Genomic DNA, 25,157 nt, shown 5'->3' on the forward strand with positions numbered 1-25,157 from the left:
CTATCCCTCCACATTAATCTGGTCAAGACTGAGGTTGATTCGTCTCGTCCAGTACTCTCCTGACTTACTATCAAGGTATTCCATTCTGTCCCCGGTACTTGAGATGCTACCATCAGTATCAAATTTATTTCCTAACGCAGAACCAAAAGTGTCAATAAATCGCTCATAACTGTGCGTAGGAATGACAGGCATCTTGTCTGCTTTTGTAATAATAATGCGAACCGAGAATTCATTCCCACTGACATGTTCAACAGATTCAACTTCAGTGACATCTTGCAGTAAATCTCGGATAGTGTTGATAACATCATCTTTAGAAAAGGTTTTCATTTAGAAGTTCCTCACTGATTCGGGTTGTAAACCCAATTTCGCGTAAGATTCGGCAGTTGGGAAAATTTTTCCGGGGTTGCAGAGTCCTGTGGGATTAAAAATCTCTTTGACTGTCGCCATCACCTGCAAATCCGCAGGACTGAAAATGAGGGGCATATAATCCATCTTTTCAACACCGATGCCGTGCTCTCCAGTGATTGTGCCACCGACCTCAGCACACACAGACAGAATCTCCATGTTCACATGCTCCACGCGTTCACACTGATCCGCGTCGCGCTCGTTAAACAGAACAATGGGATGGATATTGCCATCACCGGCGTGGAACACATTTGCGATCGGTATCTGATATTTTTCGGAGATTTCAGAGATGCGCCGTAAGACCTTCGGCAGCGTCGTCCTCGGCACAACACCATCTTGAGTGATATAGTTCGGTGCAAGCCGTCCAAATGATCCAAACGCGCTTTTCCGCGCTTTCCAGAGTTGCTGCCGTTCCGCCTCATCTTTGGCGTAATCGACCTTCCGAGCGTTGTGCTGTTTGAAGATTTCCAGAATCTGATCGGTCTGGTTCTGCATGCCTGCCTCAATACCATCAAGCTCAACAATCAAAATAGCATCGGCATCAAGCGGAAAACCGAATTGGAAGGCTTCCTCCAAAGCACGGATGACAAGACTGTCCATCATTTCGAGTGCAGCCGGAATAATACCTTCACCGATAATCGTTGAAACGGCGTTTGAGGCATCATCCATCGTTTCAAAGACGGCAAGTGCTGTCTGGTATGCTTGCGGATTTCGGGTGAGACGGACGATCGCCTTCGTTACTATCCCGAATGTGCCTTCGGAACCGATCAGGACACCACGTAAATCGTAGCCGGGTGTTTCTTCAACAGTGCTTCCGAATTCTACGATTTCACCATCCGGCAGAACAACTTCCAACCCAAGCACATGATCAGACGTAACACCATATTTCAGAGTATGCGGTCCCCCCGAATTTTCGGCGATATTTCCGCCTATCGTACATGCCTTCTGGCTTGAGGGATCCGGTGCGTAGTGATAGCCTTGACTTTGCACCGCCTGTGTCAACAACAAATTAACGACCCCAGGCTCAACCACTGCCCGTTCGTTTTCAAGATCTACTTCTAAAATGCGATCCATCCGATTGAGGGCGATGATAATACCACCCTGAACAGAGAGCATACCACCACTTAAGCCGGTGCCACCACCGCGGGCAATAAACGGTGTCTCGTATTTATTCGCTAACTTTACGATATCCGACACCTGCTGCGCCGTATCTGCGAAGACAACGACATCCGGCATCGCTTTAAAAGAGGGTGCAGCATCACATTCATATACCGAGAGTGCAGTTGCATCGGTTAAAACATTTCGAGCACCGAGGAGCGCAGTAAGATCAGCAATGAGTTGTTCTTTTTGGTCCATAGTCTATTCCTTTTTCATGGCGATTTTTGATTACTCTTGTACTTAGTGTACCACAATTCTGATTGAATGTCCAATTAGAAATTTAGGAATGTTTCCAGATTTTTTATTTGTTATAGCTATCCGCAGCGTGTTATAATTATGAGATTGAACACAATTTACCAAAGTTTGATTATTGAGGAATTTTTCAAAGACACAGTGAGTGTAGGAGACAAAAATGCGAAAATCGATATTGATTTTAGGAATTGCTTGTTTGATCACTTGGACACTATCACATATCTGTTCTGCTGAAATCGATCCGGAAACAGCCGTTGGTGTGTGGCTTTTTGATGAAGGTGCAGGTAAAACAACCAAAGATGCTTCAGGAAAAGAGCACGATGGCACAATCAACGGTGCCAAGTGGAAAGACGGAAAAATTGGAAAAGCACTTGAGTTTGATGGCGCACAATGGGTGTCCATTGACTCTACACCGGAACTACAACTCGGTGAAGAACTCACGATGATGGCATGGTTTTTTGCCACAGATATTTCCACTTGGCGACAACTCATTGCTAAAAGTAACGAATATCTCTTGAGGATTGATCCGCCACAGGAAGGGAATAAAATGTCAGCGTTTGTCAAGCCCGGTGGAAGTTGGGAACCGAGAGCCTCGGCGAATGTTCCTGATGAAAAAAAATGGATTCACTTCGCAGCGACTTACGACATCAACGAGAAGGCTGAGCAACTCGCCGTGTACGTAAATGGTAAAAAAGCAGGGGTGAGCACACGTCCCGGAAAAACCGCTGTTACTGGCAATCCTGTCGAGATTGGTAAATGGGGTGGCGGTTCATACTTCGTCGGTATTATTGACGAAGCCGCCATTTTCAACACTGTTCTCAGCGAAGACGATCTCACAATTATCGTGGAACATGGATTAGCAAAGGCACTTGGTGGGTTAGACGTTGAACCAACAAGCAAGTTGGCAACAACATGGGCAACCCTTAAAGCAAACCGCTAACCTACAATAATACCGCTATTGAGTCCTTTTTATTTTTTGTTAACTATAACATTACGCTATATGCTATAATGACTTAAACCAAAAGGAGGATTGCTATGCGAATCACGATTCTCGTATGCGGATTCCTGATGTGTCTCATCGGGACAGGTTCTGCCGGTGTATGGACGGATCCGTTTGATGGCAACGAACTCGTTGAAGAATGGGAATTTCGCGATTATCGCGACAAAGTTACAACGTTTGAAGTCAAAGATGGCTTCCTACAGATGACCAATCCGAAGGGCGGATGGGGACATACCACGCCTGACAAACCGATGGTTGAACGGGAAATCCCGAAAAGCGCAGCGAAAAACATTACGGTGAGCGGGATTTTTACCACCGAACCGGATAAACCAGCGGATTCGTGGATTGGTATTTTCCTTTACAGTGATGACGACTTGAACTACGCCTGTTTGCTATTTGGCGGCGAAGCCAACCAACCGCAAAAAACACTCATCGGTAGTATGGTTGAAGCCAATTGGCAAGACAAGGGACACTTCCAAACCGGCTTCGATGTTCCCATTCACCTCAAGATTGTCAAAGAGGGCGATCTGTTCTCTGGCTACTACCGCGAAAGTGAAAAAGATGACTGGACGCTGTCTGGGAACAAAACGTGGAACCACAAGTTTGACGTAGAGCGCGTCGGTGTCGGTTTCATGAACAGTTGGGGCGGTCAAACAGTTACATTTATGGTCGATACACTCTCCATTGAAGGCGAAGGGATTGAACCCTTGTCAGTTGCGCCAAATGGCAAATTAGCGACAACATGGGGGATCCTCAAAGCAAGTCAATAACCTTTATTAGAATGTGTTTTTCTGCTAAGAGAAAGCAGATTTAAAACGGGGTGGTGCAAGCACCGCCCCTATAATACGTCTTAAACAGAACCGAAGAGCACCAAAAGACAAAGGCTTAAGGTCACGCAGGGAAGAAAAAATTAGAGAACAAGGAGAAATGTTAGCACCATGTCCATCCCCAAAATATCCGTAAATAACCCGGTCTTAGCAAACATGTTAATGATCATAATCATTGCATTCGGGTTGTATGCATGGATAAACCTACCACGGGAACTCACACCAGAAATCGCCTTACAGAGTGCAACGGTGACAACACTCTATCCGGGAGCCTCTCCAGAAGAAGTTGAAAAACTTGTCACCGCCCCCATTGAAGACGCTATCGAGGAAAACGTTAGCAAAATCAATTTGTTGTTCTCTACCTCTTCTGAAGGCAGATCCGTCATCTCCGTCGACTTTGAAGAAATGAGCGATCGGGATTACGACAAGGAAATTGAAAACCTCCGCACTGCTGTAGAGCAGGTGAATGAGCTCCCAGAAGAGATTTTAGAGGATCCGCAAGTTGAAGAACTTGATGTTTCCTCCGGCTTTCCCATGCTAACGATTGCTGTAGGCGGGAAAATTTCGGAATCCCAGATGCGCGACATCGCCGAAAATCTCAAAGACGAAATCTTGGACATCAAAAACATCGCGTCCGTCCGGATAGCAGGCCTCCGCGAAAGAGAAATTTGGATTGAGGTGAATCCGGATCGGTTGAAAGCCTATCAGATTCCGATTGCGATGGTTATTACTGCAGTCGGTGCAAGCAATTTGAACCTCCCAGCGGGTACCATGGAACTCGGCAATACAGAATTCATGGTCCGGACGATGGGTGAATTCGCCACTCCAGACACGATCGGTGAGACTATCATCTCCGTTCAACCGACAGGTACGCCGCTCCGGCTGAAAGATGTCGCTACTGTTTCGGACACCTACGAAGAAGCGAGAACCCTATCCCGGATTAATGCGGAACCCTCTATTAGTCTGAGCGTACAAAAAAAGACCGAGGGAAACACGATCGCGTTAGTTGCCCAACTTCGAGAATTAGTTGAAAAATGGAGAGCCGATCTCCCTGAAGGTGCCGAATTGACAGCTGTCAACGATTACTCGGTTATTCTCAAGGAGCGGTTGGGGATTCTTGAAACAAATGCGTTTTTCGGTTTGGTGCTCGTCGTATTCATGCTCTTCCTCTTTATCGGTTGGCGGAATGCCGTGTTCGCAGCACTCGGCATACCGGTGGCGTTTATGGCAACCTTCTGGTTTATGTCTGTGGGTGGCTATACACTCAGCGGTGTCTCCCTGTTCGGACTGATTTTAGTCGTCGGGATTGTTGTTGACGATGCTATTGTTGTCATAGAGAACATTTACCGACACATTGAGAGAGGGGCACCCCCGAAAGTCGCTGCTATTCGTGGTGCGGAAGAAGTCGGCTGGCCCGTCTTAGCCGCCAGCTTAACGACTATCTGTGCATTCGGTCCATTGATGTTTATGTCCGGTGTTCCTGGACAGTTTATGCGAGTCGTTCCAATCATGGCGATCCTCGTGCTGATTGCCTCTCTCTTTGAAGTGTTCGTGATTTTACCGGCGCACGTTTCCGAGTGGGGAAAAGCGAGAACGCAGACAGGACGGAGTAGACTTGAAAATCTCCGCACCCGATCTCGGGATGCCTTTGCCCTAAGTGCTTACATCACCGGCTTTTTCGCAGGGTTCGGCCTGTTTTTTGACTTTATCAGGAGCCGATATGTTAGAATTTTGAAGATAACGATTCGACATCGATATGCCTTTGTAGGAAGTGTCTTCTTTATCGGTTTGATCGCGTGCGTGGGCGCATTTTTAGTCCTCGATAGGGAGCTCTTCCCCGGTGAAGATTTCCCACAATTCTATGTCAAAGCCGAAATGCCGCCTTCTTATGGGATGCAAGAAACAACAGAAGTCGTAGCACACCTCGAAGCAGCTGCCAAAACACTTCCATCCAGTGAAGTCGCTGCTATCGTCAGTAACATCGGATTACACACGCCGACTGGGGGTTTGATGGAAGGCATTACCTATGGATCCAATTTCGGTGAGGTTATTGTTGAACTCACACCAAAACAGCAACGTACTCGAGGTGTAGATGACATCATCGCAGAACTGCGGACGAAAACCACAACCATTAGTGGAATTGAGGAACTGAACTTCATCACACAGGAAGGCGGACCGCCGCAAGGGGAAGATGTTGAAGTCAAGGTAAAAGGAGCCAGATTTGAACAACTGACGGCACTGGCTGATACCCTTAAAGCCTCACTCTCGCAGATGGACGGTGTCTACGACATTCGAGATGACTTTCGCACGGGTAAATCCGAACTTCGCATCTACCTGAAACCGGAAAAGACACATCAATACGGATTAACTACATTCCAGATTGCGCAAACAGTGCGGACCGCTATTGAGGGTGCCAAAGCGACAACTTATCGCGAAGCAGACGAAGCGATTGATGTCATCGTCAAATACGAGGAAGATACGCTCGGCAACCTTGCTGCACTGAATAACTTGTTGATTGCAACACCCACAGGTGCGATTGTCCCGCTCAAGGATGTCGCCGATATCACGGAGGAGAAAGGATACTCTGACATCCGCCGATTTGACGGTGAACGGGCGATTACGGTTTATGCTTCCGTAGATAGGGCAAAAACGACACCCTTTGATGCAACTCAAACACTCATCAGTAAATTTGCTGATGTCGAATCCCTGTACCCCGGATACCAACTCGATTTTAGAGGGCTTTTCGATGAGATTATAGAGTCCTTTTCTGAGTTGTGGAAGTTGTTCATTGTTGGGCTGTTACTCATCTATGTCGTATTGGGTGCACAATTCAAATCCTTTATACAACCGATTATCATTATGCTCGCTGTTCCGTTCGGAATGATAGGGGCGATGGTTGGGTTACTTCTTGCTAATGCGACGCTTAGTATGGTTGCCATGTTTGGTATCGTTGCACTCTCCGGTATTGTGGTGAATGATTCAATTGTGCTTATCGACTTTATCAACAAATACCGCGAACGCGGTTACAATAAGTGGTATGCCATTCTGAAAGGCGGGTACGTCCGATTACGCCCGATTGTCCTCACTTCACTCACAACAATTATTGGACTCATGCCGATGGCAATCGGTCTTGGTGGTAAATCGCCTATCTGGATGCCGATGGCGTATACAATCATCTTCGGGCTTGCGCTCGCAACCACGATGACGCTGTTTGTCATGCCAGCCCTTTATGCCATCACAACAGACATACGAGGTCTCGTCCTGAAAAACCCGGAAGAACGTTTCCGAGCTGTTTCAGACGAAGACTTGTTGGGTGAAGCAGTCCCGGCTGATGATTAAATAGAATGACAAGGCGAGGTGTGCTGACCTCGCCTTATACACTTTTTATCCGTGCAGACAAAACATCCACAAATCAACACGCAATTTTAATCCCACACAGTAAAATTCGATCACCATGTCCATCCCCAAGATATCCGTAAACAACCCTGTTTTAGCGAACATGTTAATGATTATAATCATCGTTTTTGGGTTGTACGCATGGATAAACCTACCGCGGGAACTCACCCCAGAAGTCTCAGTCCAGAGCGCAGTTGTGCCAACACTCTATCCGGGTGCCTCTCCAGAAGAAGTTGAAAAACTTGTCACTGCTCCTATTGAAGACGCAATTGAGGAGAACGTCAACAAAGTTGACCTATTGTTTTCTACCTCTTCAGAGGGACGTTCTGTTATCTTTGTCGATTTTGAGGAGATAAGCGACCGGGATTTTGACAAGGAACTTGAAAGCCTACGCACCACTGTTGAGCAGGTAAATGAGCTGCCAGAGGAGATTTTAGAGGATCCGAGGGTCCAAGAATTTGATATCTCATTTGGTTTTCCTATTTTGACGATTGTTGTAGGTGGAAATATTGCGGAAACGCAGATGCGGGATATTGCTGAAAATCTCAAAGACGAAATCTCGGACATCAAAAACATCGCCTCTGTCCGAATGGCAGGTCTCCGTGAGAGGGAAATATGGATTGAGGTGAATCCGGATCGATTGAAGGCATATCGACTCCCAATTTCAGCAGTCATTACCGCGCTGGGAACAAACAACTTGAATCTCCCCGCCGGCACAATGGAACTCGGAGGCACAGAATTCATGATCCGAACGATGGGAGAATTCACCGATTTGGACACTATCGGCGAAACTCTTATCACTGTTCAACCGATAGGTACGCTTCTCCGTCTGAAAGATGTTGCGACGATTTCTGACACCTACGAGGAGGTGCGAACGCTATCGCGAATTGAGGGACAACCTTCGATTAGCCTGAGTGTGCAAAAGAAGACTGAGGGAAACACAATTGCATTAGTTACTAAACTTCGAGAATTAGTCGACAATCGGAGAACGGATCTCCCTGACGGTGCTGAGTTGACAGTTGTTAATGACTATTCCGTTGTTCTCAAAGAACGATTGGGAATTCTTGAAACAAATGCCTTTTTCGGTTTGGTGCTTGTTGTGCTAATGCTCCTTCTCTTTATTGGATGGCGGAATGCCCTATTTGCGGCACTCGGCATACCGGTGGCGTTCATGGCAACATTCTGGTTTATGTCCATTGCTGGTTATACGCTCAGCGGTGTCTCCCTATTTGGGCTTATTTTAGTCGTCGGGATTGTTGTTGATGATGCCATTGTCGTCATAGAGAACATCTACCGGCATATTGAGGCAGGTGAATCACCGAAAGTTGCCGCCATTCGTGGTGCGGAAGAAGTCGGCTGGCCCGTTGTAGCAGCAAGTTTGACGACCATCTGTGCTTTTGGACCGTTGATGTTTATGTCTGGTGTTACTGGACAGTTTATGCGGATCGTGCCGGTTATGGCGATTCTGGTTTTGATAGCATCTCTTTTTGAAGTCTTCGTAATTTTACCAGCACACGTCGCTGAATGGGGAAAAGCCAAAATTCGCACAGGACGCAGCAGGCTTGAAAATCTCCGAACCGGGTCCCCGAGGGGTTTCACCTTCGGTGTCCGCATTGTCAGCTTTTTCGTGTGGTTTGCTATGTTTTTTGAATTAATTCGGAACCGATATGTTAGAATCCTGAAAATAACCATTCGACACCGATATGCGTTTGTAGGGAGTGTCCTCTTCTTCGGATTGGTTGCATGCATCGGAGCATTTTTTGTTCTTGACAGGGAACTCTTCCCTGGTGAAGAGTTCCCACAATTTTATGTCAAAGCTGAGATGCCACCTTCCTACGGAATACAGGAAACAACAGAAGTAATTGTCCAAATTGAAGAGATGGCTAAAGGACTTCCATCAACTGAAGTTGACGCGGTCGTCAGCAATGTCGGTTTACATACATTTATGTCAGGTTTGATAAGAAGAAGTGTTACCTACGGCTCAAATTTAGGAGAGGTAATCGTCGAGCTCACACCAAAGCAAAAACGCACCCGTGGTGTGGATGAGATCATCGCAGAACTACGCACGAAAACCACAACCATTAGTGGAATTGAGCGGCTGAGTTTCGTCACACAAGATGGGGGTGCACCACAAGTAGCAGATGTGAGCGTCAAAGTAAAAGGACCGAGATTTGAGAATCTGACTGAAATCGCTGGCGTTCTTAAGACAGCCCTATCTCAGATAGATGGCGTTTACGATATCCAAGATGATTTCAGCATTGGAAAATCTGAACTGCGCATCTACTTAAATCAGGAGAAAGCGCGTCAATATGGATTAACCACGTTTCAGGTCGCACAAACCGTTCAAACGGGTATTGAGGGTGCCAAGGCAACCACCTATCGAGAAGCAGACGAGGCGATTGATGTTATCGTCAAATATGAGGAAGACAGGCTTAGGAATCTCGCAGCACTTAGCAATCTCTTGGTTGCGACACCCACTGGTGCCGCTGTTCCCCTTAAGGACGTTGCAGATATAAGGGAAGAAAAGGGGTACGCAGATATCCATCGCTTCGATGGGGAACGAGCAATCACAGTTTATGCCTCGGTAGATAGAGAAAAGACGACTGCCTTTAAAGTGAGTCAATCGCTCATCAGCGCATTTGCTGATATAGAATCTTTGTATCCGGGATACCAACTCGATTTTCGAGGGGTTTTTGATGAAATTACAGAATCCTTTTCCGAGTTGTGGAAGTTGTTCATTGTTGGGCTGTTGCTCATCTATGTCGTATTGGGTGCACAATTCAAATCGTTTATACAACCGATTATTATTATGTTTGCTGTTCCATTCGGTATGATCGGTGCGATGGTTGGACTCCTACTTTCCCATGCGACCCTTAGCATCGTCGCTATGTTTGGTATCGTTGCACTCGCTGGGATTGTGGTGAACGATTCAATTGTTCTTATCGACTTCATTAACAAGTACCGAGAAAAGGGATATAACAAGTGGTACGCTATTCTGAAAGGCAGTAGTCTCCGATTACGTCCAATTGTTCTCACCACAGTGACGACGATTTTCGGACTCATTCCGATGGCAATCGGGTTAGGCGGCAAGTCGCCTATATGGATGCCGATGGCGTATACGATCATTTTCGGACTCGCCGTTGCAACATTGATGACGCTGTTCGTGATGCCGGGATTATATGCCATCACAACGGACCTTCGTAGACTCGTCTTGAAAGACCCAGAAGGACGTTTCCGTTCCGTTTCAGAAGAAGAATTATTAGGTGCAGCAGTTACAGCAGACGATTAGAACTCACATCACAACTGAAAAAATTTCCACTTCTCAAATAGCACAAGAGTTGCTATAATGCAGGGTGAGTTGTTTTGATATCCGCAGAAATGAAAATGGAGATTGCAAAATGGCAACATTAGAAGGCTTCAGAGTAAGAAATTTTGGAGTTCTTAAAGATGTAACACTGGGTCGCCTATGGGATAGAAAAAAAGAAGAAGCCCTCACGCCAATGACAGCGGTAATCGGAAAAAATGGGGTCGGTAAGAGTGCATTATTCGATGCCTTCGGTTTCCTTGCTGATGCGCTCAAGTTCAATAATGTTGAGGAAGCTTGCGATGCCCGCGGGCGAGGTGGTTTCGAGAAAATGCGGACACAAGGTGCAACAGATCCGATTGAATTTGACGTGTACTACAGAGAACACGGAAACGCCAGACCCATTACATATCAAGTTGCTATTGAAGTAGATGAATTCGGACGGCCTTATGTACTGCAAGAACATTTTCGACAAAGGCGAACGGGTCAGAAAAGTGGTTGGCCCTTCTCTTTTTTAATACTGAATAATGGCAGCGGTGTAGTATGGAAAGGAAGTCAAGCAGGATACCAAATTGATCAACCAATTAAGGACTTACAATCATTTCAAGCATTTTGGGAATTCATAAAAACAGAGGAAGCTGGTGAAACAGAGACTATTGACTTAAGTGACCCGCGTAAACTCGGTATTGCCACAATTGGAGCATTGAAACAACATCCAAGAATATCCGCTTTTCGTCGGTTCATCGAGGGATGGTATCTCAGTTATTTCACGCCTGATGCTGCGCGTAGTTTGCCACTTGCGGGTCCTCAAGAACACCTCAATACCCACGGTGACAACCTCGGTAACGTCGTGCAATTCATGGAACGTGAACATAAGCAGCGTTTTCAGGCTATTCTAAAAAAAATCGCCGATAAAATACCCGGAATAGACCGAATTGACACTGAAAAAACCAGTGACGGCAGACTATTACTTAGGTTCAACAACAAAGGATTTCAAGATCCCTTTTATGCACAACAAATGTCTGACGGAACACTCAAAGTATTCGCTTATCTACTAATGCTTGAAGACCCAACACCGCCTCCTTTTATTTGTATTGAGGAACCGGAAAACGGCTTATATCACAAACTTTTGGAGACGCTCGCCACCGAATTTCGTGAGCATGCCACAGGACACAAAGGAGGCTCACAGGTCTTCATTACGACACACCAACCATATTTTGTCAATGCCTTAGAACCGAAAGAGGTTTGGATACTGGAAAAGGGTGAAGATGGGTTTTCCAAAATCCGTCGGGCAAGCGAAGACCCGCTCGTGAACGACCTTGTTGAAGAAGGACTTCCTTTGGGTGGACTCTGGTACAGCGACTATCTTGACCCAAGGTAAAAGAATGCACTTTGAAATACTTGTTGAAGACCAATCTGGAAAGAAAGCTCTTGATATTCTGATACCAAAGATTATCAGTAATCAACACAAGTTCAAGGTCCGTCCCTATCAAGGAATCGGGCACATTCCCAAAAACCTCACCAATCCTACTAATGCGAATACAAACCTTTTGCTCAATCAACTTCCCATGCAGCTTAGGGCGTACGGAAAAAATTATGCCAATGATCCTACCAAAGTCGTAATTGTGGTGTGCGACTTGGATAATAACTGCTTGAGAACGTTTCGCCGACAACTCTTCACTGTTCTAAATGCTTGTAACCCCAGACCAAAGACTCGGTTTTGTATTGCTATAGAAGAGGGTGAAGCTTGGCTGCTGGGCGATATTCCAGCAATCAAGGCAGCTTATCCGAGAGCCAAGGACAATATCCTGAATGGTTATCAAAATGACTCCATTTGTGGAACATGGGAACTTCTGGCTGATGCAGTATTTAGAGGTGGTTCAAGTAGGTTAAAAAAGAGAGGATGGCAGACAGTTGGTAGGGAGAAATCAACATGGGCACAGAAAATCACTCCATATATGAACGTAGACCAAAACGCATCACCCAGTTTTTGTTACTTTCGAGATAAGATTCGAGAACTCATCTGAGTATCTACCGTTGACGTATCAACTCATTGGAAATCAAGGAGAAAAATCAAGTGAATCAACAGAATTTGAAAATTGCTTTCATTGGCGTTGGGGGCATCGCTGGCAATTACCGCCGAAGTCTCAATCAACTTGAACGTCCCATCGCTGCTGTCTGTGATATAAATGCAGAACGCGCGGCAGCGGTCGCCGCTGAGGAAAACGCCACAGCATACACTGATCACAGCGAAATGCTACAGAAAGAGAAACCGGATGTCGTGTTTACCTGTATCCCACCGGGCGCACACACGACCCAGGTTGCCGATGCAGCAGCGGCGGGTGCGGCGGTTTTCGTTGCCAAACCCGTTGCACAAGACTTAGAAACCGCCCAACATGCTCGTGATGCGATTGCTGCCGCCGGTGTCATCAACCAAGTCGGTTACATGGCACGATATAGCGACATTACAGCAAAAGCGAAGGAGTTAGTCGGAGATCAGAAACTCACTATGGGGATTGGACGGTTTCTCACACGGATGGGGACAAACCACCCGTGGTGGGGAAAATACGAAGTATCGCGCGGACAGATGGTCGAGCAGACGACCCATGTTTTTGATTTGATTCGCTATTTCCTCGGTGATGTGGTGAGTGTTCACGCCTACGGTATCAAAGGCGTTTCTGACGGGATTGCTGATTTTGAGGAGTGTACCGTCTGTAACATGCAGTTTGAAAGCGGTGCGGTAGGCAGTATTACCAGCACGTGTGTCGCTCGCGCACACGACAATTTCGCAACTGAATTAGTCGGCGATGACCTCTATCTCAAGCTCACGCATGACCTCGGATTGCGTGGACAGATTGGCGGTGAAGGGATTGACTATACCGGTACAGAAGCCGGTTATTTCCGACAGGTTGAGCAGCTCATCAATGCGGTTGACGCAAACGATCAAGGATTGGTGCTCTCGCCCTACGCCGATGCTGCGAAGAGTCTTGCCGTTACACTCGCTGCGAACCGTTCATTAGAAACAGGACAGGTTGAGCAGGTTGCTGTCTAATTACTCCAATCGGCGCGCTTGCAAAGCGCGCCTACCACATACACATTAGAAAAACGTCAAATACGGTTTTTCGTTTATCTCCCGCCATAATAAGACTGCAAGTTCGCGGGCGTGATAATCGCCCCACATCGAAGCCTCACCACACGGGACCTTCCTGCCCTCTGGCACATAATCCCATCCATTCGGACGGTGATATACCGAATGCAACAGCAACCCTTGATGTGTATCGGATTCCGAGAGATACGGTTCGGCAAAGAGAGTTTTGGCTACGGTTAAACCGGCTTGGTAATAGGAATCTCCAGCTTCAGACTCACCGTGTTTTCTGAGATAGTTACCAAGTCGAATCAATCCTTGTGCCGCAATTGCAGCGGCGGAACTATCTACAGGTTCAAGATCGTTATATGGGTCGGCAGGTGCTGCCAAATAATCACCGAGTTCAACCAGACCAGGTGCGCCAGTATCCCAGTACGGGATCCCATCTTGTGCTGTGTTTTCAATATAGAAATCGGCGGTGGCTTCCGCTGCCTTGCGTATATGCGCTGTTGCCAAATCATATCCGCCGTAAGGTTCAAGTTCCTCGGCAGATAACGTATCAAAAAACTCCAGCTGCTCGGCGTAACCTGTAACAATCCATGCAAGTCCACGTGTCCACGTTGTAAACGGTGAATAGCCCTGCTGTGTGCTCGGACAACGGTAGTTCCCATCGTTCGTATTGAAGATAGATTCATGCACCACCCGTCCCCGTATGTCATAAGCATCGCGTCCTTCGCCGTAGTAGACGTTATAGTTCGCTGTCGTCTGCGAATGTTGAAGCAGACGTTCCAATAGCGGAATAGCAACATCGCCTTCACCCATCAGCACTGCGCCGAGTGTATGTCCAAGTCCTAAAACCCGTAGCGAACGAATCGTGTCTGAAAAAAGCGAATGCGGTCCGTTGAAAGAGGCAATATATCCCGTCCCGTCTTTAATTTGCGTCCAGCGACTCGCTTGTACGGCAGCGGAGGCTTTCAGTGCGAGTTCATAGAAATGCATCTCGCCATCGTTCCACGGAATCACACCGTCCCGCATCAAACGGCGGAGGTTGCCATAAGTCGAAACATTATTGAAACCGTGGTCATGCACACCGATGTGTGTCACGTGCGGTGCCATCTTTTCAATCGTGTTCTGCCTACCGATTTCAAGGAATTGCTCATCGCCAGTAGCATCAAATTGGAGGATCGCAGAGCCGAATTGGAACCCTTGTGTCCATTCCGTCCAGCCGCGTGTTGTGTAGGTCCCAGCGACGGTAAAAACGGGGGTGCCTTTTTCAGGGAGCCATGTGTCCTCAATGGCTAAAATTTTTTGACCTGAGTATTCAAAAAGTCTTTCAATTTGAGGCTTCAGATCGGTGGGACGTAATGAATGGTTTACTTGCATTGGGCTATGATTGCCTCCTCAGTTAGATTGTTGGGTTTTGCTATGTCTGTTTCTATGAATAGACCATTGAAAAGCGGTACTTTCTTGATAGACTTGAGGTTTCTTGGTCATTCACCGCTCTACCCAACGGACGACGGTGACTGTGTGTCTTTATATCGTTCACAAATCACTTGGATGAGATTGGTTGTGGATTTACCGGGGACGTTCAAACCGACGACAACCTTACCGCCGTTTGCCTCAACGACATCCTTTTCAATGAGTTGCTCCAGTTTATAGTCTCCCCCTTTAACGTGAATGCTGGGCTTAAGCTCAGAAAGCAAATCAATGGGTGTTAATTCTGGAAAGATGACGACGTAATCGACACATGCCAACCCTGCCAGCATCTCTGCGCGTTCTGCTTCAGGCACAAGCGGACGGTTTTCGCCCTTGAGCTGCCGCACCGAACTATCACTGTTGACCGCTACCACAAGCATATCTCCAAGCTGGCGCGCCGCCTGCAGATACCGGAGATGTCCCAGGTGTAGCACATCAAAACAACCGTTGGTCGTGACAACGGTCTTACCTTCAGTTTTCAGTTGCTGCAGAACAGATGCGAGTTCGCTCCGATGATAGATTTTTTGGTTCCACATTTTCTATCTCCAGCGTTTTGACAATGCTACTCCAAGTCGCGAAGTGCTTTTTCAATGTCAGCTTTGAGACTTGGATCTATACTCAGACGGATCTTCACATTTTCGGAGTCTATTTCCTTGCGAGTCGACCTTGAGGTGCTTTTTGGCTGTTGTAAGAGTTTCAAGGCAGTTTTGAGGTCTGTTTTTGCCTCCGAAGTACGCTCCAGGGCAGCATTTGCGACACCTCGATCGTAGTAAAATTTAGCATGATTCGGTTCCAACTGGATAGCCTTACTATAGTCCACAATGCTATCTATATTGTTACCCTGAGCCGATTTTACTTTACCTTGAATGTTATAAGCCATAGCAAGAACAGTATCCCCTGGTTTCAAGCGAATCGCCGCGTTGCAGTCTTCAATCGCACCTCTATTATCACCCAAATCAAACTTCGTGTTTCCGCGATTAACATACGCTAAAGCTAGAGGATCGTCCTTCGGTTTTAGGCGAATAGCCGTATTATAGTCTTCAATCGCGCCCTTCTTATCTTCTAAAGCAGATTTCGCAACACCACGATTGACATAAGCTGAAGCCAGAAGATCATTCTCTGGTTTTAGGCGAATAGCCGTATTATAGTCTTCAATCGCGCCCTTCTTATCTTCTAAAGCAGATTTCGCAACACCACGATTGACATAAGCTGAAGCCAGAAGATCATTCTCTGGTTTTAGGCGAATAGCCGTATTATAGTCTTCAATCGCGCCCTTCTTATCTTCTAAAGCAGATTTCGCAACACCACGATTGACGTAGGGCCCAATATGGGCTGGATCAAGACGGATCGCCATGTTATAATCTTTAATGGCACCCTCCTCATCTTCTAAGTTAGACTTTGCAATACCGCGACTAGAGTAGACATAAGTATAATCTTCACCCAGGCGAATAGCGGTATTATAGTCTTTGATAGCCCCCTCAAAATTACCTAACTTTTTTCTTGCATCTCCACGGCTGATATAGGCATCAGCAAAATCTGGTGCGAGACGGATAACCGCATCATAGACTTTGATAGCATTCTTAAATTCGCCGCGACCCGCCGCATCCACCGCACTATAGTAGCGGATGAGAGGTTCCTCACGCCATTTTTCTATAGGTTTTACTTGCGTCGGTATGTCTTTAAGTAATTCTCGGAGATAATTTGAAGGAATCGCGTAGCCGGCACCAACTCTATACCCTTGGAATGTAATGCCTATCACATCTCCATGAACATTTAAGACGGGTCCACCACTATATCCTTCACGATTGTTCCTCGCTCTGAAGTCAAGGAAATTGGGAGTGGTACGACTAATTCGACCTACTGAAACATCGCCTTGCAAGAATTTACCATCCTGAACCGGGTTGCCAATGACTATAATTCTATCATCCTTCTCCACTATCCCACTATCGCCGAGTGAAAGAACGTCTGCGTCTTCACCGACCATCTTTGCAACCTTTAAGATAACCAAATCCCGTTTCGGATCACTCGCCATGACCCCTTCAATAGTGTACCATGTCGGTTTGTTCACCAATTTAGCAATGCTGACAGCACCATCAAAGGACTTCTGGTTGATAACGTGAACGTTGGTGGCAATTATATCTTGCCCGATGAAGAATCCACTGCCTGATGATGGTGATCCTTCAACACTTAAACTCCCTATTTGTACGGTGGCTGCTTTACCAATTTTCGCAATTTGATCAAGATCCGGTCGCGCTGAGACTTTTTCGCTTCGCGTCGTTTGGTGTTTGACGCTTGAAGCACAAGATAGGAAAACTCCTAATGCAAAGCATCCTACCAACGCTAATACTTTTTCCGCAAATTTCATCCAGATGTCCCCTTGTCTGTTTTGCTTGTTAATCTAAACCCCTTTATCATATAAGTCCGATGTAATATTACAACACAAACACACAAATTGTGTTAACTTCAAGCGTTAATAGTCTATCACGCATTGGGCTGTTTGGCAAGTTTTTCCACATTGCACAATTCCGAACTTTGTGCTACAATGAAGAGGAAACTGTAGTAAAGAAATTATGCCCATCAGGAGAGAAAATATGACGGAGAAAAAAGAAATTGGACACCGCGGACTGCCTATCTGCACGCTCGGCGCGGACGGACACGGTAAAACAACATTGACAGCAGCAATCGCGAAAGTCGTCGCGAGAATCGGAGCGATTCACACAAACGGAGACAGCGATTTTGAAGCACAACCCCCAATCAGTCACCCAATCCGAGAAGGCGTTGGCATCGCCTACCGGGCAATCGTTTATGAAACCAGCGGTAAACTCTATACACAAATTGACTGCGAAACACACCTTGATGTCGTCAAAATGCTTGTCAGCGGCTCACCGCCAATTCAGGGCGCAATTTGGGTCGTGAATGCAGTCGAAGGGGTCACACCCGACGCTGAGGCACATCTCCGACTCGCAAGCCAGATGCATTTTCCAACAGTGCTCTCCTTCCTCAACACAGACGATATTTCAAAAGACGATGAACTTTTAGACATCTGCCAAGAGGAAATGAACGAACTGCTGAGTGCGTGTGGATGGGATGCGGAAACCGCACCGATAATCGTTGGTGATGCCCGCAAGGCATTAGAATACAAGGGCAACAAAATCACCTCCGCACAATGGCAACCGATTGTTGATCTTATCTTCGCGATGAACCGTGCAATGCCCACACCCGCGGATACCGCACGTTTACCGCTCATCATGCCTATTTACGAAATCACTGAAGAAACGGACGAGAGTGTATCCGTGCGTGGGGACATTGTACAGGGGCAACTCGCTGTTGGGCAAGCGGTAGATATTGTGGGTAAGGGTGATAGGATCAAGACACGGGTTCTCAGCACAAGGGAGGATGAAGTATGCGTCGAATCTGAACCCGACTGGTTGTCCGTTGGGCAGGTGCTTTGCACACCGAAGACGATTAAATCGCATTCCGAATTCACTGCGATTATTTATCTACTTACACACGAAGAAAGCGGCACACACATCCCACTTATCGAAAATGACAGACCTGACATTTACCTATGGGGTGTTGATATACCGGCGCACCTAAAACTTCCGCCAGAACTCTCCCTTATTACACCGGGTGCTTATGCCCATGTAGCACTCACACTCGATTTACCTTTGGTGATGGAGGTCGGTACCCGATTTGAGGTGAAGAAGATGGGCGTACGAATCGGATTCGGTGTTGTGACTGGCATGGCGTGATTTCTAACGGGCGGCAACGATTGCGTCACAAAGTGTGAGGTCACCGGTATAGAGCGCGCGCCCTATAATCGCACCACTGGCACCGATGTCTTTCAAAGCGGTTACATCAGTAAGCGATGTAACTCCGCCCGAAGCAATCACATCCGCAGATACAGCATTGATAATATCAGTAGTCGCGTCAACATTCGGTCCCTTGAGCATTCCATCGCTCTTGATGTCGGTGTAAATAAGCGTTTGCACTTCTGCCATCTCCACAGCAAATTCAACAGCAGACTTTTGAGAGACCTCCAACCACCCTTCTGTCGCGACCATTCCGTCTTTGGCATCAATACCCACTGCGATACGCGCACCGTATTCGGCACACGCTTGTTTCACCAGATCCGGCTGTTTGAGCGCAACCGTGCCTAAAATCGCGCGGTCCACACCTAATCCCAAAACCGCTTCCAACCGCTCCATACTGCGGATACCACCACCGAGCTGGACAGGAATATCAAGCGCAGAGACAATCTCGCTGACAATATGGAGGTTCGCCGATTCACTCTGAAATGCGCCATCCAGATCCACGAGATGCAAGTATTCCGCACCTTCGGCTTGCCACTGTAATGCCATTTCTATAGGTGCGTCCGAGAAGACCGTCTCTTGTGAGGCAATACCCTGGACCAAATTTACACATTTTCCACCCCGAAGATCTATTGCGGGTAGTATATACAAAGTCTTTCCCTTCCGTGGTTGACGGCACAACGGCGTGTGCCTACTACTTGGTTGACGGCACAACGGAGTGTGCCTACTACTATTCGTCTCGGAAAATGCCGAGCAATTTCAATTGGACGATTGAGATAACTGCAATAATGAAAAAGAGGACCCAGCCGATTGTCGCTGCATAGCCGAGGCGCATAAACTGAAACCCGTTTTTGTAAAGATACATGACGATCGTTGAACCTGCATCCGCCGGTTCACCACCGTTTGTCAAAATGAAAGGTAGATCAAAGAGTTGGAGCGAACCGATCATCGAAACGACGAAAACGAAGGCGATCACCGGTCGCAATGAAGGAAGCGTGACGTGGATAAACGCCTGCCACCAGTTGGCACCGTCGACTGCTGCTGCTTCATATAACTCCTGTCGGATGCCCTGTAAACCGGCTAAAAAATAGATCATATTGAACCCTGCCCACTGCCAAACGCCTGTCAAAATAACCGCTGGCATCACATAGTTCTCCTCGTTCAGCCAACCGATCTCTTTGCCAAAGAGGACAAATTCTTGGTTCACCAAGCCTGCTCGCTGATCGTAGACGAGGTTGAAGATAATCGCAACGAAGACACCAGCGACCAGAACGGGTGCGAAAAAGGCGAGACGTAGGAAATTTTTCCCTCTGACGAACTTGGAGTTGAGCAAAATCGCTAAGAGTAAGGCGATCGGCAATTGGAGAGTGAGCGTGCCCACTGCGAAATAGGCGGTGTTCCGAAGGGATTTCCAAAAAATTGGGTCGCGAAACAGGTCCGTGAAATTACCAATGCCGACAAATATTCGGCTCTGGAAACCGCGCATCTCATACAGGCTCATAACGAGCGACGAAACGAGCGGATACCCCATAAAAATGACGAAGAGCAGGTAAAACGGGGCAATAAAGAGATAGGGTGCTATTTTCTGTTGTTGATTCCAAAACGGGTTTGTTGTACGTTTCCTATCCATAAAAGCTTTCTTTAAAGCGCACAGGGCAAGAAAATTACATCTCTCCCCATCTGCCTGTATCCTTCGCAATAAGGGCGCGCACCTTCTCAGCAAGATCGGTCAAGGCTTCTCTCGGTGTCTGTTTTTCTGTAACAGCCGCGAAGATGGCATCGTTGAGTAAATCTGCTCCTTCCGACCAATACGGATTCTGATAACGTGGCGGTAAATCGGGTGCTAACTGGATGAACAATTCCCCAAGCGGTTGTCCACCCAAGTAGACATCCGGTTCTTTGAAGATAGGCGCATCCCACGCCGATTTGAGAGGCGGAATAATCCGCGTTGTCTCATATCGGTTGACGAGACCGGGTCTATCAAAATAGGTAAACTTGAGAACTTCCCACGCGAGATCCGGGTTTTCGCACTGCTTGGTCATCCCGATCATCGTGCCACCGCGTGTTGTGGTTCGTCTACCACCGGGGGACCACGCGGGCATACCGATCGCCTTCCATTTACCGGACATCTGCGGGACCTGACTTTTGAGAATGCCCACGTACCAATCTGGTGCCAGAATAGAGAGAATCTTGCCATCCTGCATGGCGGCGAAATTACTCGGATCACCGTGCCACGTTCCATATACAGGGGTGGCAATCTTATGTTCGTTGAACAACGCCGTAAAAAACTCCAACGTCTCAATCGCGAGTTCACTGTCGATAATGACGTTGCCCTCTTCGTCGAAAAATCCGCCGCCCTGTTGAAGGAGTAGACTGAAATAGTCGCTCTCCGTGCGCCGATCTAACACGATTGCGTACTGGTCAACCTCACCATCGCCATCAAGGTCACGAGTCGCTTTTTTCCCAGCGGCGATGAAATCATCCCACGTTTCAACCTCCGTCATCTCAACGCCTGCAGCTTTAAAAAGGTCATCTCGATAAAGCAGTACAACGGGGTGTAAGTCGTGTGGGATACCAAAAATCTTGCCTCGGTAGGACCAAGGGGTGAATCGGCTGACGACTAATTTCTCCATCCAGCCTTCGCTTTCCAAACGCGGGCGGAGATCGACAAAACCAACTTCGTCAATCGCTCCCTTGAGGAATCGACCGATGGATGTAATCTCCACCTCAACGAGATCAGGGGCACCGAAATTGGACAACATGGCGGCGAGGAGTTTATCGTGCATTGTGCCACCGAAATTGATAAGTTGGACGTTAACCCCAGGATTCTGTGCCTCAAAAATAGGGACGCGCGCTTGGTATTCCTCATAATGGGTGTTCGCAAAAATCCAAAATTCAAGATTCTCACCTTCCTCCTCGGAACGTCCGAAGATGAAAAGGGTAGAAATAAGAAATAGAATTAGCATTACCATCGGTCCTTTACCGAGTGGAAAGCTTTCAGAATCAATAGGCAGACGAAACATAAAAACTCCAATTACAAAATTACTTGACTTTTGCACACGTAACGATTAAAATTTATCAGAACACGTTCTTTTTATCAACAAACTTTTTATTGCAACAGCGTATCACGGTTTGGAGAGATAGCATTTCTATAGCGATGCCTTTTCGCAAAATATGTTAAAATGGAGGATAATTTTACATGCCCACTTATGAGTATAAATGTCTCGTCTGCGACAACCGATTTGAGCAGTTTCAGGGCATTACTGCCCCCGCACTTGAGGAGTGTCCGGAGTGTAACGGCAAAGTGAAACGGCTCATCGGCGCAGGCGCAGGCTTGATCTTCAAAGGCTCTGGGTTCTACACGACAGACTATCGAAGCGAAGGCTACAAAGAATCGGCGAAGAAGGATAAAAACGAGTCATCAGACAAAACCACTTCATCGGATAAAGGCGAAAAAAAAGAAAAGAAGACGGATACGAGTAGCGAATCGAAGAGCAAATCCACCGATTAGAACCGAGCGAACCCGTATTATAGGGCGAGGTTCCACACCTCAGCTCGGTTACCTTTTTAGTTTCGGCACAATGGCGTGTGCTTACTACTTTTACAGTTTCGGCACAACGGAGTGTGCCTACTACTTTTACACGGAGACGCTGTGCACAATCACAGGCACGACCATCACCACCATAACGACGATGGGCACGGGCATAGCCACCAAACACATCTTCAGAAGAAATTTAAGTTTGCTGTACTTGTCACGTTCTGTGTCTTCCTCGGTGAACTCATCGGCGGTATCTGGTCGGGCAGTCTCGCACTGCTAAGCGATGCGGCACATGTCATGTCGGATGTGTTCTCGCTGTTGATTAGTTGGCTCGCAATTTATCTCTCAACACGTCCGGCCACCTCATCGCGGACTTATGGGTATCACCGCGCAGAAGTTTTCGCTGCGTTTGTCAACGGCGTGACACTCATCGGCATCTCCGGCTGGATTTTCTACGCAGCATATCAACGTTATACATCACCGACAGAGATAAAAGTAACAGGAATGTTTGTTGTGGCGTGTCTCGGTTTTCTGGGGAATCTTCTCATCTTATGGAAGCTGCATGGTGAGAGTCATGGAAACCTCAATGTTCGGAGCGCGATGCTTCATGTCATAGGCGATACGCTCTCCTCCGTTGCTGTTGTCATCGGCGGTGCGATTATCTTCTGGACAGGATGGTACCCGATTGATGCGTTGCTTAGTTTCCTGATTGGCGGGATTATTCTTTTTGGGGCGGTGAATGTGACGAGAGAAGCCGTGCATATTCTGCTGGAAAACTCGCCACGGAACGCAGACGCACACACCGTCGCGACCCATCTTTGCAGTTTAGATGCAGTCAAAGATGTCCACGACATGCACATCTGGTCGTTGTGTTCCAACTACTCTGCGCTGAGTGCACATGTCGTCGTCGATGAAAATACAACCTTAGCTCCTGACCGGATCCTTGAACAGATCAACACCGAATTGCAAACACACTTCGGCATCAGCCACACGACTGTACAGTTAGAGCAGGTCGCGTGCGCACAAGCAGGAAATCTCCTGTGCAACGCCCAACACTCATAGTTTTGCTAACTGTGCTCCGCCTTTAAACGATGTGCCTTCCGAATCAGGTCAGCATCCTTCGCAAACTTTTGTGTCGCCTTAACCAACCCATCTACATGCGATACCATATCCTTCTCCACTTGCACAATCCGATCCATCAGATACGGTTGATCGCTCTGCTCAATCGCCTTTCTCATGATAGAAAGCAGGTGCATATAGATAGTATCCGCCTCGCTACCCTCAATTGCGATCGCAATATGGAACGCTTCATCAAGTGAAATGTCCCCACTGTCGACTTTCTGTTCGTGGGCATCCAGCGCGTCCGTAATTTGTTGAACTGGGAGATCCGATAACTCTGTCACAGGTGAATCAATTCCGAAGGCATCAACACACAAAGACCGCCCGAAATCCACGAGGATGTGGTGCTGCCACTCCTCTGTACTCATCTGTTCCCAAAACCGCGCGATCCGTTCATCAACACTCCCCAAACGCAGCGAAAGGGAAGCATAGAGTTTCGCTTGCCGCAGTTCAATGTCTTGACAAAGATTAAAAAGCTCTCCGAGTGTCAAGTGTTTCTCCTTTTAAAGGGATAGGTACACGCCGCTGTAATGAACAAAGTTCCATACCGCCGCTGGCGAGGTTTGAAACCTCGCCAGCGAGGAGGCTGCATAAGTTCTACGAAATATGAAGCGGCAAAGTAATCGCTGTTCCCGATTGCATACTCCGCGTGACCGCCTCCGTAAACTCCATGTATTTCACACCCGTCTCAAAGTCGGTGTGCGTGATAACCTCTCCACCACGGATCGCGTTCACAAACTCTTCCTCGACTCGCCACGCACCAGCCTCTGACGCAGGAATGTCGATCTCTGTCAATTCAGTGTCGTCTTTCTGACCACCGTAGAGTTTATTCCCGGAAAAACGCAAAGTCCCGTTGCTACCGAAGATATAAACCTCCGGCGCGCCTGCTAATCCGGCAACGTTAGAAACTTGTATATGGAGTTGTGCGCCGCACGCCAGATCCCCAACGACATCAATATGTTCAGGAATCCGCACAGAACGCATCACACCGTTAGCATCCGGACGCATTTTGACGAAGGTCTTACCCATCGCCATAATCCGCGTCGCCTCTCCTATCCAACGTATCAATGCCTCGTACCAGATCCCCATGCTCATAATATTCAGACCGCTGAGGTCAAAATCTTGTCGCCACTGGAGCGGTGCTTCGCTGTCCAAAAATGCACCACCTGCGCGTGCTTCCACGGCGAGTACGTCCCCGATATAGCCCTCAGCGATGAGGCGTTTTATGGTGTTATCCACCCGCAGCGTCATCGGCGACGGGACAATCTGCGCGATGAGATGTGTTTTCTGACGCGATACTTCTCGCATCCTATGTGCTTCTCCGGCGTTCATCGCCATCCGTGCCTCGCACATCACGTGCTTATCCGCCTCAAGTGCTGCGACGGTCGCGCGGCAGTGCATATAGGGCCATGTCCCAATGACGATTGCATTGGTATCAGGGTCAGCGATGGCATCCTGCCAATTGCCGTAGGTTTTCGGGATGCCGAACTGGTCTGCCACCCGTTGTGAGGATTCCTGACTCCGATTGCAGACACCTACGATCTCAACGCCTTCGATTGCTTGCAGTCCTGGAATATGTCGTGATGTTGTGTTGCCACCTGCGCCGATAATACCGACTCGAATTGTGTCTTGTGCCACTTATTTTGCTCCTTCCATTTTTTGTGTCGCACGCTCCATCTTAGCAGAAATCGGGGAAAATGTCAAGCGGTAATTTTTAGTCACTCTAAGTCATTCAGTTCCATCATAATTTTGACTTTTCGCTAATCACCTCTTTGCTGTAGAAGC

Annotated in this window: 20 protein-coding genes; 10 read left to right on the plus strand and 10 right to left on the minus strand. The window is 47.5% G+C overall.

Translation table 11 applies throughout. The features are described 5' to 3' along the window. Complete coding sequence (locus tag OXH39_17605; protein MCY3552280.1) at positions 1 to 327, minus strand: hypothetical protein; 327 nt, start codon at positions 325 to 327, stop codon at positions 1 to 3. Next, entirely contained in the window at positions 328 to 1,761 is a 1,434-nt protein-coding gene (locus OXH39_17610; GenBank protein ID MCY3552281.1) for an FAD-binding protein, read from the minus strand. Positions 1,762 to 1,975: 214 nt separating this feature from the next. Here OXH39_17610 and OXH39_17615 point away from each other — a divergent pair, with 214 nt between their 5' ends. The 7 genes from OXH39_17615 to OXH39_17645 all read left to right on the plus strand — a co-directional run bounded on the left by OXH39_17615 (position 1,976) and on the right by OXH39_17645 (position 13,394). Further along, the gene (locus OXH39_17615) at positions 1,976 to 2,755 is read left to right on the plus strand and encodes a LamG domain-containing protein (GenBank protein ID MCY3552282.1); all 780 of its coding nucleotides are present in this window, start codon (positions 1,976 to 1,978) and stop codon (positions 2,753 to 2,755) included. Between the two features lie 95 nt (positions 2,756 to 2,850). Then, a complete protein-coding gene (locus OXH39_17620; protein ID MCY3552283.1) occupies positions 2,851 to 3,585 on the plus strand; it encodes a hypothetical protein in 735 nt (244 codons plus the stop codon). A gap of 168 nt (positions 3,586 to 3,753) precedes the next feature. Further along, positions 3,754 to 6,981 (plus strand): efflux RND transporter permease subunit, encoded by a 3,228-nt coding sequence (locus OXH39_17625; GenBank protein ID MCY3552284.1) that lies wholly within the window; start codon positions 3,754 to 3,756, stop codon positions 6,979 to 6,981. 115 nt (positions 6,982 to 7,096) lie between these two features. Then, a complete protein-coding gene (locus OXH39_17630; protein ID MCY3552285.1) occupies positions 7,097 to 10,327 on the plus strand; it encodes an efflux RND transporter permease subunit in 3,231 nt (1,076 codons plus the stop codon). A gap of 109 nt (positions 10,328 to 10,436) precedes the next feature. Further along, positions 10,437 to 11,723, plus strand: coding sequence for an AAA family ATPase (locus OXH39_17635; protein ID MCY3552286.1), 1,287 nt, complete (start codon positions 10,437 to 10,439; stop codon positions 11,721 to 11,723). Between the two features lie 4 nt (positions 11,724 to 11,727). Then, complete coding sequence (locus OXH39_17640) at positions 11,728 to 12,369, plus strand: DUF4276 family protein (protein MCY3552287.1); 642 nt, start codon at positions 11,728 to 11,730, stop codon at positions 12,367 to 12,369. 50 nt (positions 12,370 to 12,419) lie between these two features. After that, complete coding sequence (locus OXH39_17645) at positions 12,420 to 13,394, plus strand: Gfo/Idh/MocA family oxidoreductase (protein MCY3552288.1); 975 nt, start codon at positions 12,420 to 12,422, stop codon at positions 13,392 to 13,394. 45 nt (positions 13,395 to 13,439) lie between these two features. Here OXH39_17645 and OXH39_17650 read toward each other — a convergent pair whose 3' ends face one another. From OXH39_17650 to OXH39_17660, 3 genes are all read right to left on the minus strand, one after another. Next, a complete protein-coding gene (locus OXH39_17650) occupies positions 13,440 to 14,810 on the minus strand; it encodes a glycosyl hydrolase (protein MCY3552289.1) in 1,371 nt (456 codons plus the stop codon). 119 nt (positions 14,811 to 14,929) lie between these two features. Continuing rightward, positions 14,930 to 15,439 (minus strand): D-glycero-beta-D-manno-heptose 1-phosphate adenylyltransferase, encoded by a 510-nt coding sequence (gene rfaE2 / locus OXH39_17655; protein ID MCY3552290.1) that lies wholly within the window; start codon positions 15,437 to 15,439, stop codon positions 14,930 to 14,932. A 26-nt stretch (positions 15,440 to 15,465) separates the two neighbouring features. Next, positions 15,466 to 17,268 carry a tetratricopeptide repeat protein gene (locus OXH39_17660; GenBank protein ID MCY3552291.1) on the minus strand — a complete coding sequence of 601 codons (1,803 nt, stop codon included), beginning with the start codon at positions 17,266 to 17,268 and terminating at the stop codon, positions 15,466 to 15,468. A 226-nt stretch (positions 17,269 to 17,494) separates the two neighbouring features. Here OXH39_17660 and OXH39_17665 point away from each other — a divergent pair, with 226 nt between their 5' ends. Continuing rightward, complete coding sequence (locus tag OXH39_17665; protein ID MCY3552292.1) at positions 17,495 to 18,655, plus strand: GTP-binding protein; 1,161 nt, start codon at positions 17,495 to 17,497, stop codon at positions 18,653 to 18,655. A 3-nt stretch (positions 18,656 to 18,658) separates the two neighbouring features. On the opposite strand, the gene hisA is transcribed toward OXH39_17665, so the two are convergent. From hisA to OXH39_17680, 3 genes are all read right to left on the minus strand, one after another. Next, on the minus strand, positions 18,659 to 19,366 hold the full coding sequence (hisA, locus tag OXH39_17670) for a 1-(5-phosphoribosyl)-5-[(5-phosphoribosylamino)methylideneamino]imidazole-4-carboxamide isomerase (protein ID MCY3552293.1): 708 nt from the start codon (positions 19,364 to 19,366) through the stop codon (positions 18,659 to 18,661). 79 nt (positions 19,367 to 19,445) lie between these two features. Next, positions 19,446 to 20,345 carry a sugar ABC transporter permease gene (locus tag OXH39_17675; GenBank protein ID MCY3552294.1) on the minus strand — a complete coding sequence of 300 codons (900 nt, stop codon included), beginning with the start codon at positions 20,343 to 20,345 and terminating at the stop codon, positions 19,446 to 19,448. 34 nt (positions 20,346 to 20,379) lie between these two features. Then, positions 20,380 to 21,738 carry a sugar ABC transporter substrate-binding protein gene (locus OXH39_17680; protein MCY3552295.1) on the minus strand — a complete coding sequence of 453 codons (1,359 nt, stop codon included), beginning with the start codon at positions 21,736 to 21,738 and terminating at the stop codon, positions 20,380 to 20,382. A 176-nt stretch (positions 21,739 to 21,914) separates the two neighbouring features. Between OXH39_17680 and OXH39_17685 the strand changes: the two genes are divergently transcribed. Further along, positions 21,915 to 22,226, plus strand: a complete 312-nt coding sequence (locus tag OXH39_17685; protein MCY3552296.1) for a zinc ribbon domain-containing protein — start codon at positions 21,915 to 21,917, stop codon at positions 22,224 to 22,226. A 141-nt stretch (positions 22,227 to 22,367) separates the two neighbouring features. Beyond that, positions 22,368 to 23,315, plus strand: coding sequence for a cation diffusion facilitator family transporter (locus OXH39_17690; GenBank protein ID MCY3552297.1), 948 nt, complete (start codon positions 22,368 to 22,370; stop codon positions 23,313 to 23,315). Positions 23,316 to 23,320: 5 nt separating this feature from the next. Here OXH39_17690 and OXH39_17695 read toward each other — a convergent pair whose 3' ends face one another. Beyond that, positions 23,321 to 23,863: a hypothetical protein gene (locus tag OXH39_17695; GenBank protein MCY3552298.1), complete on the minus strand. Its 543-nt coding sequence runs from the start codon at positions 23,861 to 23,863 to the stop codon at positions 23,321 to 23,323. 106 nt (positions 23,864 to 23,969) lie between these two features. After that, positions 23,970 to 25,010 carry a Gfo/Idh/MocA family oxidoreductase gene (locus tag OXH39_17700; protein MCY3552299.1) on the minus strand — a complete coding sequence of 347 codons (1,041 nt, stop codon included), beginning with the start codon at positions 25,008 to 25,010 and terminating at the stop codon, positions 23,970 to 23,972. Positions 25,011 to 25,157 lie beyond the last annotated feature (147 nt).

The sequence above is a fragment of the Candidatus Poribacteria bacterium genome, from assembly GCA_026702755.1.
Lineage (GTDB): Bacteria > Poribacteria > WGA-4E > WGA-4E > WGA-3G > WGA-3G.